This window comes from Streptomyces sp. NBC_01283 (assembly GCF_041435335.1).
Lineage (GTDB): Bacteria > Actinomycetota > Actinomycetes > Streptomycetales > Streptomycetaceae > Streptomyces.
Genome location: NZ_CP108430.1, coordinates 3,372,663 through 3,387,072, shown reverse-complemented (window position 1 = coordinate 3,387,072; position 14,410 = coordinate 3,372,663). Strand labels below are relative to the sequence as shown.

Below are 14,410 nucleotides of genomic sequence, written 5' to 3'. Positions count from 1 at the left end.
TGGGTTCGACCATCTGCCCGGCTCGCTCCAGCGCCCCTGACCTGGAGTGGACGGTGCTGAGCGCGCCCAAGACCGCTCCTATTCGAGCGGCGGCGGGACCGGATCGTCGTCTATCCTCCGATTCGAGTGGGACTGCTTTCGGTCTCACCACGTCTTTGGAGGAGGTGGGTCCGGTCACTGGGACCGACGCAGGGGCCGAGAACGGCCAGGCGGAGCGACCCGACGGAGGCGCTGAGACGTCGGCGGAGCGCACGGCCCGCTTCGAGCGGGACGCCTTGGGCTTCCTCGACCAGATGTACTCGGCGGCGCTGCGCATGACGCGCAACCCGGCGGACGCGGAGGACCTGGTGCAGGAGACCTACGCCAAGGCGTACGCGTCGTTCCACCAGTTCCGTGAGGGCACCAACCTCAAGGCGTGGCTGTACCGCATCCTCACCAACACGTTCATCAACTCGTACCGCAAGAAGCAGCGCGAGCCCCAGCGCAGCGCCGCCGAGGAGATCGAGGACTGGCAGCTCGCGCGTGCCGAGTCGCACATGTCCACCGGTCTGCGCTCGGCCGAGTCGCAGGCGCTCGATCACCTGCCCGACTCCGACGTGAAGTCGGCGCTGCAGGCGATCCCCGAGGAATTCCGCATCGCCGTCTATCTCGCCGACGTCGAGGGCTTTGCGTACAAGGAGATCGCGGACATTATGGGGACACCCATCGGTACGGTGATGTCCCGGTTGCACCGCGGCCGTCGCCAACTGCGCGGCATGCTCGAGGACTACGCCCGTGACCGCGGCCTCGTCCCCGCCGGCGCCGCGTCAGAGTCGTCGAACGAAGCGAAAGGCTCAGGCTCATGAGCTGCGGAGAGCCGCACGAGACGGATTGCAGTGAAGTCCTGGACCATCTGTACGAGTTCCTGGACCACGAGATGCCGGACAGCGACTGCACCAAGTTCGAGACACATTTCGAGGAGTGCTCTCCCTGCCTGGAGAAGTACGGCCTTGAGCAGGCGGTCAAGAAGCTGGTGAAGCGCTGCTGCGGCCAGGACGACGTCCCCGTCGACCTGCGCGCCAAGGTCATGGGCCGCATCGATCTGATCCGGTCGGGCGAGGCCGTGCCCGATCACGACGTGACGGTGGAGACGGTGACCGCCGACGGCGGTGTGCCCGCCAAGGGGCTGCGGGCCAAGGAAGCCTGAACGTGCGGTAGTTGAGTGTGAGCAGGCCGTGACGGGAGACCGTCACGGCCTGCTTTTTTCTGTTCACCGTCACTCGTACGGTGCCAATTTCCGCCAGAGGGGCGCTCAGCACGGGGCAGCCGTTCTAGTCTCCGGACCTTGGAACGTGGTCCCTGGGGACGGTCACGGGGGAGGAGGCAGCGCCATGCGGTCCATCGCTCCATGGGCGCGCGCCTACATCCTGTGCGCCGCCCTGGCCGGCGCCGCCTGCGCCGCGCCCGCGCTGACCGCGCGCACGCCCTGGGCCGCGCTCGCGCTGCTCGCCGTGCTCTACGCCGGGTGCGAGCAGATCACCCGCTGCCGGATCATCGGCCGCCGCGCGGGCGCCCACCTCAACGGCCTCGGCACCTTCTTCCCCGTACTGCTCGCCGCCGTCTTCCTGCTGCCGCCCGCCGCCGCCGCGCTCGTCGCGGTGCCGGGGGCGCTGCTCGCCCGCGTCGAGCGAAGCCCCCGGTGGGTGCGCAGGGTCTGGCGCGCGGCCCAACTCGCCCTGGCCGCCTGGGTCTCGGCGTGGGCGTACGGAGCGCTCGGCGGGCACGAGGCCGTGGCCGCGCCCGACTTTCCGTACGCGCTCGCGCCCGCGGGAGCTGCCGTCCTCGCCTTCTCCGCCGTGCTGACCGTCCTGGACGGCGGCATCCTGGCCACCGCGGAACGGGTGCCGGTGCGCAAAGCGTGGCGGGGGCTCTTCCTGCGGTCGTTCGCGCCGGTCGCGGTGCACGGTCTCGCCGGACTGATGATGGCGGTGCTGTGGCGCAGTCCGTACGGGCCGCTCGCCGCGCTCCTCGTGCTGCTCCCGATGGGGGTCTCCTGCTGGGTCTTCGCGCAGTACCACCGCGAGCGCGCCGCCCACCAGGCCACCATCCGGGCGCTCGTCCAGGCCGTCGACATCAAGGACCGGTACACCCGTGGGCACAGCGAGCGCGTGGGACAGGCCTCCGTGCTGATCGCGCGGGAGCTGGGGATGGCGGACGAGCGGGTGGAGAGCCTGCGGTTCGCCGGGATCCTGCACGACGTCGGCAAGCTCGGCGTGCCGACCAGGCTGCTGCGCAAGGACGGCCCGCTGACCCCCGAGGAGCGGCGGGTCATCGAGCTGCATCCCGAGTACGGCCACGAGATGGTGCGCGGGATCGGCTTCCTCGGCGAGGCGCGGGCGGCGATCCTCCACCACCACGAGCGGATCGACGGGAGCGGATACCCCTACGGGCTCGTGGGGCAGCAGATCCCGGAGTTCGCCCGGGTGGTGGCCGTCGCGGACGCCTTCGACGCCATGACGTCCACGCGGTCCTACCGGCGGGGCAGGCCCGTCGAGGCCGCCGTGGCCGAGCTGTCCCGGTGCGCGGGGTCGCAGTTCGACCCCGTCATGGTCACCGCCCTGCGGCGGGCCCTCGACCGGCACGGGTGGCACCCCGCGGTCACGTCGGACACGGGCGAGGTGCCGACGGCACGCCAGGGAGAGCCCGGAGTTCCCGCCGCCCAGGGGACGGCGCCGCGGTGAGGGCCGCCCGCCGTGCGGAACGCCTGCCCGCAGCGGTGACGGTCCTCGTGTACGGCTCCGCGGGGCTGCTCACCCTGCTCGGCCTCGGCTGGACCCTCTGGCACGGCATCGCCGAAGGAGGGATCGCGCTCGCCTTCGGGGGGCTCGTCGCCGTGGGGGAGCTTGCCCGGTGGGGCAGCGGGGGGAGCGACCGGGAGCCCGCGCCGCTCGGGGCCGCGGGGGCGCTCGCGTACGCGCTGCTGGGGGAGGTCGGCGGGCGCACCACGCACCACGGCGTGCTCCAGGTGATCGCCGTGGTCGTGGCCGCCGCGCTCGTCGGGGCGGTGCCGCATGTGGCGCTCGGCAAGGGGCCCGCCCTCGACCATGTGGCGCGGCGCGTGCTCACCGTGGGATTCGCCGCCGCCTGCTTCCAACCGCTCTACAACGCGGGCAAGTTGGAGGAGTGGGTGGGGCAGGGGCCCGGCTTCGCCGCCGTCATCGCCGCGCTGCTCGTCCTGACCGCCCTCTGCGACGCCGTGCTCGCCGCCGGCATGGCGCACGCCAGGACCCTCCCCCATAGCCTCAAAGGCATGGGAGGTACCCCCATCCCCTTCGGACCCATCCTGAGAGACGAGCTGCGGGCCATGCTCGGCATCGGGTCCGCCGTGTGCGCGACGGGGGCCGTCATGGCGCTCGCGGTGGCCGTGGCGGGGCTCTGGGCGCTGCCGGTGTTCAGTCTGCCGCTGCTCCTGACCCAGCTGTCGTTCGGGCGGTACGCCGCGGTGCGGACCACCTACCGGCAGACCATCACCTCGCTCGCCCGGTCCACCGAGATCGCCGGGTACACCCCGCAGGGCCACGCACGCCGCGTGGCCGCCCTCAGCCGGGCCGTCGGGCGTGAGCTGGGGCTCTCCGCGCCGGACCTCGCCGTCCTGGAGCACGCGGCGCTGATGCACGACATCGGGCAGCTCTCCCTCGTCGACCCGGTGCCCGCGGGCGCCACCGCCGCCCTGCCGGACGCGGAACAGCGGCGGATCGCCCTGCTCGGGGGCGCCGTGGTGCGTCAGACGGGGGTGAACGGCGACGTCGCCGTGGTCGTGGAGCGGCAGGCCGACCCGTACCGCGACCAGCCGCTCACCGCCCGTATCGTGCGAGCCGCCAACGCGTACGACGAGATGGCGCGGGGAGAAGGTCCCGGAGGCCCTCTCAACGCCCTGGAGCGGCTCCGTCTGGGCACGGGCCGCGACTATCAGCCCGACGTGGTGGAAGCCCTGGCCCGGGTGCTTGCACGGGGCGGTCATAGCTTGCCCCCGGTTGGGTAACCCATGGGTAATGAGCGGCCGTCCGACCGTACGTGGTTGGATGCCAAGAGGGCCCTCAGGGCACAGCGGAACTCAAGAACTCAGTAACCGGCAGGCGGGAATCGTGAGGATCTTCGGCAAGGGACGGCACCGGCCCTCCGCCTCATGGCGGCAGGCCACCGACCGCGCCTTCACGCTGATCGGCGACGGGCGGTACGAGGACGCGGGCGCACTCCTTACCCGCGCGGCGGATCTCGAGCCGTGGCTCTCGGAGTCCTGGTTCAACCTCGCGCTGCTCCACAAGTTCCGGCACGACTGGGAGCAGGCGCGCGCCGCGGGCCTGCGGGCCGTCGCGCTGCTCGACCGGTCGGCGGGCGCCCCCGACTGGTGGAACGTGGGGATCGCCGCCACCGCCCTCCAGGACTGGCCGCTGGCCCGGCGCGCCTGGCAGGCGTACGGCCTGAAGGTGCCCGGTGGCGTGGCCGCCTCCGGGGAGCCCACCGGTATGGACCTGGGCAGCGCGGCCGTGCGGCTTTCGCCCGAGGGCGAGGCCGAGGTCGTGTGGGGGCGCAGGCTCGACCCCGCCCGGATCGAGGTGCTCTCCATCCCGCTGCCCTCCTCCGGGCGGCGCTGGGGCGAGGTCGTGCTGCACGACGGCGTTCCGCACGGCGAGCGGACGACGGGGGCGGGGGACTCGTATCCCGTCTTCGACGAAATCGAGCTGTGGGCTCCCTCACCCGTCCCGACCTGGGTGGTCCTTCTGGAGGCCGCCACCGAGGACGACCGTGACGCCCTGGAGAAGCTCGCGGCGGACGCGGGCTTCGCCGCCGAGGACTGGTCGTCGTCCGTACGGCTGCTCTGCCGCATGTGCTCCGAGAGCCGCATGCCGAGCGACGAGGGCGACGGCGAGCACCTGGACCCGCACGACCACAGCGAACCGGGTCACCCCGGACCGCTCGGCCACCGCAGCCCCGGCGCCCTGTGGGTGCCCGAGCGCGAGTGCGGCATCGCGGCGCCCGCCGCCCTGGTGCGCGGGCTGCTCGACGGCTGGGTCGCGGACAGCCCGGACTCCCGTGACTGGCGGGATCTGGAAGAGGTCTGCTGACTCCTGGCCGTAGGCTGTACCGGCACCATCTCTTGTGGGTTCCCAGGAAGGCGTACGTCGGACAATGGCGCAGGACACTGAGCAGCAGTACTCGGACGGGGTGCTCCCCGTCGACGACGAGGGCTTCGTCATCGACACCGAGGACTGCGAGGAGCGTGAGACGGCCTACCGCGAGCGCGGCACGTCCCGGCCCATCACGGTCGTCGGCAACCCTGTGCTGCACAAGGAGTGCAAGGACGTCACCGCCTTCGACGACGAGCTCGCGAAGCTCGTCGACGACATGTTCGCCAGCCAGCGGACCGCCCAGGGCGTGGGCCTCGCGGCCAACCAGATCGGCGTCGACCTGAAGGTCTTCGTCTACGACTGCATGGACGACGAGGGCGTGCGCCACGTCGGCGTGGTCTGCAACCCCGTGGTGCGCGAGCTCCCCGCCGACAGGCGCCGTCTGGACGAGGCGGGCGAGGGCTGCCTCTCCGTGCCGACGGCCTACGCCGACCTGGCCCGCCCGGACTACGCCGAGGTCACCGGGCAGGACGAGAAGGGCAACCCCGTCAAGGTGCGGGGCACCGGCTACTTCTCCCGCTGCCTCCAGCACGAGACGGACCACCTGTACGGCTACCTCTACATCGACCGCCTCTCCAAGCGCGACCGCAAGGACGCGCTGCGGCAGATGGAGGAAGGCACTCCGCGCTACCCCGTGGTGCCGAACGCCTAGTCGACTCCTCACTCGCGCGCCCCGCGAGTCACCTGCGGCCCCTGGTCGGGAACTCCTTCCCGTCCAGGGGCCGTTCGCATGAACCGGCCGGAACCGGTCAGCTGTGCGATCGAAACAGGCGTGTGATGATCCAGAATCAGTCACGTACAGGGATTTTCTCGGCACTGGGGGGTAGTGAATGGCGCAAATCTGTTCCCTGAACGGTCAGTTGTGGTGCTGAATGGAAAGCGCGGGGATACACAACGGCGCGCGCCCGGTACGGCGGGAGGGGCGTACGTCCTCACGCGGCTGAGAGGGGTTTGTCCGTGCCTGCATATTCACATGGCATTTCACCGACACAGACACATGCACGGGCGGTATCTGTGCCACCGGCGTTGGTACTTCCGGTGATCGAGTCGGAGTTTCCTCGCCGACTGCATCCGTATTGGCCGCAGCTCCAGGAGAAGTCCAGGACGTGGCTGCGCGAAATGCGCCTCATGCCCGCGGACAAGGTGGAGCGGTACGCGGACAGCCTCTGCTACACGGACCTGGTGGCCGGCTACTACATTGGCGCCCCCGACGAGTTGCTCAGCGCGATAGCCGACCTCAGCAGTTGGTTCTTCGCGTGGGACGACCGGCACGACCGCGACTCGGTGCACGGCAGGGCGGCGCAGTGGCGCAGACTGTGCCGCGGGCTCCACGAGACGCTCCGGTCCCCCCGGCAACAACTGCGCCACCGTGACCCTCTGGTCGCGGGGTTCGCGGACTGCGTCCTACGGCTGTACTCGTACCTCGGGGCCAGCTGGAACGCCCGGTTCGCCCGGCATTTCCACAGCGTGATCGAGGCGTACGACCTGGAGTTCAGGAACCGCAGGACCGGCACGGTCCCGACGGTCGAGGCCTACATCGAGCTGCGCAGGCTGACGTTCGCCCACTGGACGTGGATCGACCTGCTGGAGCCTACGGCGCGCCACGAGCTGCCGACGGCGGTGCGGAAGCATCCCGCATACCGGCGGGCGGCGCTCGCCACCCAGGATTTCTCCGCCTGGTACAACGACCTGTGTTCACTCCCCAAAGAACTCGCGGGAGATGAACTGCACAATCTCGGGATCAGTCTCATCCAGCACGAGGGGCTTTCCCTCGAAGAAGCCGTGGCCGAGGTCCACCGGCGAGTGACCCGATGCATTTCGGATTTCCTCGTCGCGGAAAAGGAAGTGATCCGTCTCGCCGAGCAATTGGCCGACGGGAGTGCGCAGGGCAGGGAACTCGCGGACGCGGTGGAATCGTGCATCGCCAACATGCGGAACTGGTTCTCTTCCGTGTACTGGTTCCATCACGAATCCGGCCGCTATCGGGTGGACTCCTGGGACGACCGGTCCATTCCTCCGTATGTGAGCGACGCGGCAATCAGCGACTTGGCCGAAACTGAATTGGTAGGTGAGGAATGAGCGTCGAATCCGCCATACCCGCGACAATGACTCCACCGCTCGTCAGCGGCGGTGCCCCGCTCATCGGCCACGCCTGGAACCTGGTGCGCGACCCCCTCGGCTTCCTCGCCGCGCTACGGGACCATGGTGATCTCGTACGCATCAGGCTGGGACCCAAGACGGCGTACGCGGTCTGCGACCCGGAGCTGGTCGGGCAGCTGCTGCGGAGCCCCGACTACATCGTCGGAGGGCCGCTCTGGGAGACCCTGGAGGTGCTCCTCGGCAAGGGCGTGGCAACCAGCAACGGCAAGACCCACCGGCGGCAGCGGCGCATGATGCAGCCCGCGTTCAGGCCCGAGCGGATCGCCGGCTACGCCACGGTGATGGAGGAGGAGGCCCGTATGACGGCCGCGCGGTGGCGGCCGGGCGACACGGTCGACATCAACGCGGAGATGTTCCGCACCGCCGTGCGCATCGTGTCCCGCTCGCTCCTTGAGGTCGACGCGATCAGTGAGAAGGCGGACCGCATCGCCGAATCACTGCACACCGTCTTCGAGGGGCTCTACCGCAGGATGGTCCTCTCGGTCGGGCCGCTGTACCGCGTGCCGACCCAGGGGAACCGCCGCTTCCAGAGCGCGCTGGCCGATCTGCACACCCTGGTCGACGAGATCATCGCCGAAGGCAGGGCGGCGGGCGATGGCCAGGACGATCTGTTGGCCGAAATGCTGCGGGCGCACGATGAATCAGGGCAGCCGCTCAGCGATCAGGAGGTTCACGACCATGTGATCTCGCTTGTCGTGGCGGGCGCCGAGAATATCGCGTCGACCTTGGCGTGGACGTTCCACCTGCTGGCCGAACACCCCGAGCAGGAAAGGCGATTGGTTGAAGAAGTAAATGCCGTCGCGCCGGACCGGGAGATCACATTCGCCGACCTCGGCGACCTTCCGCACACACGGAATGTCGTCACCGAGGCCATGCGCATACAACCGGCCGCCTGGATATTCACCCGCAGGTCGGTGGGAGAAACCAACCTGGGTGGCTACCGCATTCCGGCCGGGGCCGACATCGTCTACAGCGTCTACGCGATGCAACGCGATCCGCGTTCCTTCGAGCAGCACCTGGAGTTCGACCCGGACCGCTGGAATCCCGAACGCGCGGGTGACGTACCGGAGTTCGCGATGATGCCGTTCGGCACCGGTAACCGCAAGTGCCCGGGAGACCATTTCAGCCTGGCGGAACTCGCCATCATCCTGGCGACGGTGGCCCCGAAGTGGCACCTGACGCCGGTCGCGGAGACCGACGCCGACGCGAGGATCGGCATCACGCTACAGCCGAAGAGGGCCGTTCTCCGGGCCGAGAGGCGCTGACGGCCGGTCCGCGGAAGGTGCGGCGGTAGGCGTTCGGCGTGGTGCCGAGCGCCCGCAGGAACTGGTGGCGCATCGCCGCCGCGTTGCCGAAACCGGCACGCCCGGCGATCGCCTCCACTGTCTCGTCCGAGCCTTCCAGCAACTCCTGTGCCAGGAGCACGCGTTGGCGCAGGAGCCAGCGGTAGGGCGTGGTGCCCGTCTCCTGCTGGAAACGGCGCGCGAAGGTGCGCGGCGACATGTGGGCGCGGTCGGCGAGCTGCTCGATGGTGATGTCCGCGTCCAGATGGCGCTCCATCCAGGCCAGCACCCCGCCCACGGTGTCGCACGCCGTGCGCGGCAGCGGACGCTCCACGAACTGGGCCTGGCCGCCGTCGCGATGGGGCGGCACGACCATGCGCCGGGCGATGGCGTTGGCGACCTCGGTGCCGTGCTCCTGGCGCACGATGTGCAGACAGGCGTCGATCCCGGCCGCGGTGCCCGCCGACGTGATGACCGGGCCCTCGTCGACGTACAGGACGTCGGGCTCGACCTCGGCGCGTGGATGGCGCACCGCGAGCTCCGTGGCATGCCGCCAGTGCACGGCGCAGCGGCGGCCCTCGAGCAGGCCCGCCGCGCCGAGCACGAAGACGCCGGAGCAGACCGAGAGGACGCGCGCCCCGCGGTCCACCGCGCGGCGCAGGGCGTCGAGCAGCTCCTCCGGGAAGTCGCGGTCCACGAACGACTGACCTGCCGGAACAGCGATGAGATCGGCCTCTTCGAGCCGGTCGAGGCCGTACGGGGTGGAGATCGTGAACCCGGCGTGGTTGCGCAGCGGCCCGCTCTCCGCGGCGACCACCGCGAAGTCGTACACGGGCAGGTCCTCGTCGCTGCGATCGAGGCCGAACACCTCGCAGACAACGCCGAGTTCGAAGGGATTCACGCCGTCGAGCAGCACGACGGCCACGTTCTTCAGAGCGCCGGTCCTCAGCATGCCTGCCAGTCTGCCGCAGGGTTGGCAGTAAGTCGATGCTGTGTGGCAGTCCTGCCACTGACGCTTCCGTCCGGCCCGCAGGACAGTGAGGACATGAACGCAATCACCGATTACGCGACCGTCCTGACCGTCCTCCTCCTGCTGGCCGCACCCTCGCTCGTCGGGTACGTCCACGACCGCCGGATCGACCGCGAGCTGCGCGAGGCGGAACGCGCCCCGCGCAGCCCGGAGGGGCAGGCGGCCCTAGAACTCGTCGTCGAAGGAGACCGAACCCTCGACCGCGACCTGGTAGGCCGAAGGACGCCGCTCGAAGAAGTTGGTCAGCTCCTGGACTCCCTGAAGCTCCATGAAGGAGAACGGGTTTGAGGAGCCGTAGACCGGCGCGAAGCCGAGCCGCTGGAGCCGCTGGTCGGCGACGCACTGCAGGTACTCACGCATCGAGTCGGTGTTCATGCCCGGCAGGCCCTCGCCGCACAGGTCGCGCGCGAACTGCAGCTCGGCCTCCACGGCTTCCTTGAGCATGTCCGTGACCTGCGTCTGCAGCGCGTCGTCGAAGAGCTCGGGCTCCTCCTTGCGGACGGTGTCGACGACGTCGAAGGCGAAGCTCATGTGCATCGTCTCGTCGCGGAACACCCAGTTGGTGCCGGTGGCCAGGCCGTGCAGCAGACCGCGCGAGCGGAACCAGTAGACGTACGCGAAGGCACCGTAGAAGAAGAGCCCCTCGATGCACGCGGCGAAGCAGATCAGGTTCAGCAGGAAGCGGCGCCGGTCGGCCTTCGACTCCAGGCGGTCCATCTTCTCGACGGAGTCCATCCACCGGAAGCAGAACTCGGCCTTCTCGCGGATGGAGGGGATCTCCTCCACCGCGTCGAAGGCCGCGGCGCGGTCCTCCGGGTCGGGGAGATAGGTGTCGAGCAGCGTCAGATAGAACTGGACGTGCACGGCCTCCTCGAAGAGCTGACGGCTCAAGTAGAGCCGCGCCTCGGGGGAGTTGATGTGCTTGTAGAGCGTGAGCACCAGGTTGTTGGAGACGATCGAGTCGCCGGTCGCGAAGAACGCGACAAGGCGGCCGATCATGTGCTGCTCGCCCGGCGAGAGCTTGGCGAGGTCGGCGACGTCCGAGTGGAGGTCGACCTCCTCGACGGTCCAGGTGTTCTTGATCGCGTCCCGGTAGCGCTCGTAGAAGTCCGGGTAGCGCATGGGACGCAGGGTCAGCTCGAAGCCCGGGTCCAGGAGGTTCTTGTCGGCGTTGGTGGGGGCGGCTTCCGGCGCGAAGCGCTGTCCATCGGGGGTGGTGGTCGGGTGACGGGTGGGCATTACTGGCAGGCCTCGCAGGACTCGGGGTTTTCCAGGGAGCAGGCGACAGCCTCTTCGGCGGTTGCCTGCGGGGGCACGGGGGCGGCGGCTTCGGTTTTGCCCGCCGCCGCGCGGGCGATCCGGGTAGCCGGGCGCGAACGCAGGTAGTACGTGGTCTTCAGACCCTGCTGCCAGGCGTACGCGTACATCGAGGAGAGCTTGCCGATGGTCGGCGTCTCCAGGAACAGGTTCAGGGACTGCGCCTGGTCCAGGAACGGCGTGCGCGCGGCGGCCATGTCGATCAGGCCGCGCTGCGGGATCTCCCACGCGGTGCGGTAGAGGTCGCGCACCTCGGCCGGGATCCAGCTGAAGCCCTGCACGGAGCCGTTGGCCTCGCGCAGCGCCTCGCGGGTCTGGGCGTCCCAGACGCCGAGCCGTTTCAGCTCCTGCACCAGGTAGGAGTTGACCTGGAGGAACTCACCGCTCAGCGTCTCGCGCTTGAAGAGGTTGGAGACCTGCGGCTCGATGCACTCGTAGACGCCCGCGATGGACGCGATGGTGGCGGTCGGCGCGATGGCGAGAAGCAGCGAGTTGCGCATGCCGGTCGCGGCGATACGTTCCCGCAGCGCGGCCCAGCGCTCCGGCCAGGTCAGCTCGACGCCGTAGTGGTCGGGGTGCAGGACGCCGCGCGCGGTGCGGGTCTTCTCCCAGGCGGGCAGCGGGCCATTGCGCTCCGCGAGGTCGGCGGACGCCTCGTACGCGGCGAGCATGATCCGCTCGGCGATGCGGGTGGAGAGGGCGCGCGCGGCGGGGGAGTCGAACGGCAGCTTCAGCTGGAAGAAGACGTCCTGCAGACCCATGGCGCCCAGGCCCACCGGACGCCACCTGGCGTTGGAGCGCCCGGCCTGCTCGGTCGGGTAGAAGTTGATGTCGACCACGCGGTCGAGGAAGGTGACGGCGGTGCGGACGGTCTCGTCGAGCCGCTGCCAGTCGATGTCACCGGCGTCCGTGTCCACGAACGCGCCGAGGTTCACCGAGCCCAGGTTGCAGACGGCCGTCTCCCCGTCGTCCGTCACCTCCAGGATCTCCGTGCAGAGGTTGGAGGAGTGGACCGTGTGGCCGGGCTCCGCCGTCTGGTTGGCGGTGCGGTTGGCGGCGTCCTTGAACGTCATCCAGCCGTTGCCGGTCTGCGCGAGGGTGCGCATCATGCGGCCGTACAGATCGCGGGCCGGAATGGTCTTGCGGGCGAGCCCGGCGGCCTCGGCCTTGCGGTAGGCGGCGTCGAACTCGTCGCCCCACAGGTCGACGAACTCGGGCACGTCGGCCGGCGAGAACAGCGACCAGTCCTGGTCGGCGGCGACCCGGCGCATGAACTCGTCCGGGATCCAGTGCGCGAGGTTGAGGTTGTGCGTGCGCCGCTGGTCCTCACCCGTGTTGTCGCGCAGCTCCAGGAACTCCTCGATGTCGGAGTGCCAGGTCTCCAGGTAGACCGCGGCGGCGCCCTTGCGCCGCCCGCCCTGGTTCACGGCGGCGACGGAGGCGTCCAGCGTCTTCAGGAACGGCACGATGCCGTTGGAGTGGCCGTTCGTGCCGCGGATCAGCGAACCGCGGGCGCGGACGCGGGAGTACGAGAGGCCGATGCCGCCCGCGTGCTTGGAGAGGCGCGCGACCTGGTGGTAGCGGTCGTAGATGGAGTCCAGCTCGTCCAGCGGCGAGTCGAGGAGGTAGCAGGAGGACATCTGCGGGTGCCGGGTGCCGGAGTTGAAGAGTGTCGGCGAGGACGGCAGGTAGTCCAGGCGGCTCATCAGGCGGTACAGGGAGGCGACCTCGTCCAGGGCGCGGACGCTGCCGTCCTCGGCGAGGCCGCTCGCGACGCGCAGCATGAAGTGCTGCGGGGTCTCGATGACGTGCCGGGTGATCGGGTGCCGGAGCAGATAGCGGCTGTGCAGGGTGCGCAGGCCGAAGTAGCCGAACCGGAAGTCGGCGCCGTCCTCCAGGGCGGCCTCCACGAGACCGTCGAGGCGCTCCGCGTGGTCGGTGACGAACGCGGCGGTGCGGTCCGCGATCAGGCCCTCGCGGTGACCCACGGCGACCGAATCGGAGAAGGAGCGCACGCCCTGCGACGCCGCCTCGTCACGGATGCTGAGACTGAGCAGCCTGGCCGCGAGCTGCGAATACGTCGGGTCCTCGGAGATGAGCCCCGCGGCCGCCTCGGTCGCCAGCTCCCGCAGCTCAGCCAGGTCCGCGCGGGCCGAGCGGCCGCGGAGCGCGGCGGCGGCGACTCTGCCGGGGTCGGCGTCGGGGAGGTCGGCGGTGAGGTCGGTCAGGGTACGCAGCAGCGCGGTTCCTGGGCCGTCGGCGGTCTGCTGACCGTCGGTGGTCTGCGCTGACGCAGGTTCGGCTGGCGCGATGGTCACGTGGAGCACTCCCTCGCTCGGCTCTGGGCCCGCGGAGGGATGAGTGACACACGGGCGCCCGCCCCTGGGCAGGGCTGCGCTCCGCGTCCACCAGCCCATTCCACGAGGCCCGGACGACGTTGGCACCCGGACCGGTCGGAACGGGCGCGCTGCCGACAGGTCTTCGGACTTGAGAGCACGACAAATGCGTACTCGTACACCGTTGCGGGACAGTTCCGGACTTGCACCGGATTCCCCTGCGGCGACAGCGAGCACGAGCATACATCTTGTGCTGGCCCTGGGCGGCAGCCCCACATCTTGTGTCGGAGCGGCTGTCCCCTCCGGTCCTCTAGGGTGGCGGCCGAACTGAAGGCCGAACAGGGGGCGGTGCCGTGCGAGGGCTGGGTGCGGGTTGTGCGGCCGTACTGCTGCTGGCGCTCACCGGGTGCGGGGACGGCGGTCGGGCGACGACGGCGGAGCACACACGGACCCCGAAGCCGACCACGGCCGCCGGTGTCGACGGCGAAGCCGACCCCCGCAAGCTCTTCACGGACGCCGAGCTGAAGGCCGCCCTGCTGCCCGCGAAGGCGGTCGGGGTGCGGGCCGACACGCTCAACGCCACCACGGGGCTCTACAACCAGCATTACGGAGGCGGTGACTGGGGCACCTGTGCTCCCGGCGCGAAGGCGAGCAGGGAACTGTTCTCCCTGCGCGGAGCCAGTGCCGGCCACACCATCCGCCCCTTCCCCGGGGCGATGGCCGACGAGGGCGACCCCGTCGTCTCCCAGAGTCTGGTCTCGATGCGGGCCGGGCGGGCAGGGCGTCACGTCGAACTGCGCCGGCAGCTCCACCAGGCGTGCCCCAGTGTCACCGTCGACACCGACGCGGCCCCGGTGGTGGAGCACCACACGGCCGAGAAGCTGCCCGGTCTCGGCGACGAGGCGATCCTGGAGACCACGAGGACCGAGGGCGACGACGAACACGACGGCGAAACCCCGTACTACAAGGTCGAGGTGCGGGTCGGCGGCGTGCTCGTGCTCGTGGACGCGGGCCCCCACAAGGATCTGGCGATCTCCTCGGCGGCCAAGGCCGCGGCACGGGTCCGGACGGAGCTCTACAAGGCCCCATGAGGGCGCACGCACGGCAACGGGCCGC

12 protein-coding genes and 1 riboswitch are annotated in these 14,410 nt (G+C 70.1%); of the genes, 9 read left to right on the top strand and 3 right to left on the bottom strand.

Annotation, left to right across the window (positions count from 1 at the left end; translation table 11 throughout):
- The first annotated feature begins 164 nt into the window (after positions 1–164).
- The 8 genes from OG302_RS15280 (at position 165) to OG302_RS15245 (ending at position 8,593) form a co-directional block, all read left to right on the top strand.
- Complete coding sequence (locus OG302_RS15280; protein ID WP_361833409.1) at positions 165–845, top strand: sigma-70 family RNA polymerase sigma factor; 681 nt, start codon at positions 165–167, stop codon at positions 843–845.
- Positions 842–1,186, top strand: a complete 345-nt coding sequence (gene rsrA / locus OG302_RS15275) for a mycothiol system anti-sigma-R factor (RefSeq protein ID WP_361833411.1) — start codon at positions 842–844, stop codon at positions 1,184–1,186. The genes OG302_RS15280 and rsrA overlap by 4 nt, the downstream gene beginning before the upstream one ends.
- Positions 1,187–1,370: 184 nt before the next feature.
- The gene (locus tag OG302_RS15270) at positions 1,371–2,720 is read left to right on the top strand and encodes an HD-GYP domain-containing protein (RefSeq protein WP_371527306.1); all 1,350 of its coding nucleotides are present in this window, start codon (positions 1,371–1,373) and stop codon (positions 2,718–2,720) included.
- Positions 2,717–4,021, top strand: a complete 1,305-nt coding sequence (locus tag OG302_RS15265; RefSeq protein WP_371527305.1) for an HD-GYP domain-containing protein — start codon at positions 2,717–2,719, stop codon at positions 4,019–4,021. Before OG302_RS15270 ends, OG302_RS15265 begins: the two co-directional genes overlap by 4 nt.
- Before the next feature lie 103 nt (positions 4,022–4,124).
- On the top strand, positions 4,125–5,105 hold the full coding sequence (locus OG302_RS15260; RefSeq protein ID WP_351163657.1) for a hypothetical protein: 981 nt from the start codon (positions 4,125–4,127) through the stop codon (positions 5,103–5,105).
- Between the two features lie 64 nt (positions 5,106–5,169).
- Positions 5,170–5,820, top strand: a complete 651-nt coding sequence (def, locus tag OG302_RS15255; protein ID WP_371527304.1) for a peptide deformylase — start codon at positions 5,170–5,172, stop codon at positions 5,818–5,820.
- 305 nt (positions 5,821–6,125) lie between these two features.
- Positions 6,126–7,247, top strand: coding sequence for an epi-isozizaene synthase (gene cyc1 / locus OG302_RS15250; RefSeq protein ID WP_371527303.1), 1,122 nt, complete (start codon positions 6,126–6,128; stop codon positions 7,245–7,247).
- On the top strand, positions 7,244–8,593 hold the full coding sequence (locus OG302_RS15245; protein WP_371527302.1) for a cytochrome P450: 1,350 nt from the start codon (positions 7,244–7,246) through the stop codon (positions 8,591–8,593). The genes cyc1 and OG302_RS15245 overlap by 4 nt, the downstream gene beginning before the upstream one ends.
- Here the strand turns inward: OG302_RS15245 and OG302_RS15240 are convergent.
- The 3 genes from OG302_RS15240 to OG302_RS15230 form a co-directional block, all read right to left on the bottom strand.
- Positions 8,547–9,563 carry a helix-turn-helix domain-containing protein gene (locus OG302_RS15240; protein ID WP_371527301.1) on the bottom strand — a complete coding sequence of 339 codons (1,017 nt, stop codon included), beginning with the start codon at positions 9,561–9,563 and terminating at the stop codon, positions 8,547–8,549. The two genes, OG302_RS15245 and OG302_RS15240, sit on opposite strands and share 47 nt — an antisense overlap.
- A gap of 243 nt (positions 9,564–9,806) precedes the next feature.
- Complete coding sequence (locus OG302_RS15235) at positions 9,807–10,763, bottom strand: ribonucleotide-diphosphate reductase subunit beta (protein WP_371750125.1); 957 nt, start codon at positions 10,761–10,763, stop codon at positions 9,807–9,809.
- 116 nt (positions 10,764–10,879) lie between these two features.
- Complete coding sequence (locus tag OG302_RS15230) at positions 10,880–13,276, bottom strand: ribonucleoside-diphosphate reductase subunit alpha (RefSeq protein ID WP_371527300.1); 2,397 nt, start codon at positions 13,274–13,276, stop codon at positions 10,880–10,882.
- A gap of 136 nt (positions 13,277–13,412) precedes the next feature.
- A riboswitch (cobalamin riboswitch) is annotated at positions 13,413–13,550 on the bottom strand.
- Between the two features lie 97 nt (positions 13,551–13,647).
- Here OG302_RS15230 and OG302_RS15225 point away from each other — a divergent pair.
- Entirely contained in the window at positions 13,648–14,385 is a 738-nt protein-coding gene (locus tag OG302_RS15225) for a hypothetical protein (protein ID WP_371527299.1), read from the top strand.
- The last annotated feature ends 25 nt before the right edge of the window (positions 14,386–14,410 follow it).

Coding starts and splice junctions, on each gene's coding strand:
- OG302_RS15240 (WP_371527301.1), bottom strand. CDS start 9,563: ATGCTGAGGACCGGCGCTCTGAAGAACGTGGCCGTCGTGCTGCTCGAC.
- OG302_RS15270 (WP_371527306.1), top strand. CDS start 1,371: ATGCGGTCCATCGCTCCATGGGCGCGCGCCTACATCCTGTGCGCCGCC.
- def (WP_371527304.1), top strand. CDS start 5,170: ATGGCGCAGGACACTGAGCAGCAGTACTCGGACGGGGTGCTCCCCGTC.
- OG302_RS15245 (WP_371527302.1), top strand. CDS start 7,244: ATGAGCGTCGAATCCGCCATACCCGCGACAATGACTCCACCGCTCGTC.
- rsrA (WP_361833411.1), top strand. CDS start 842: ATGAGCTGCGGAGAGCCGCACGAGACGGATTGCAGTGAAGTCCTGGAC.
- OG302_RS15235 (WP_371750125.1), bottom strand. CDS start 10,763: ATGCGCTACCCGGACTTCTACGAGCGCTACCGGGACGCGATCAAGAAC.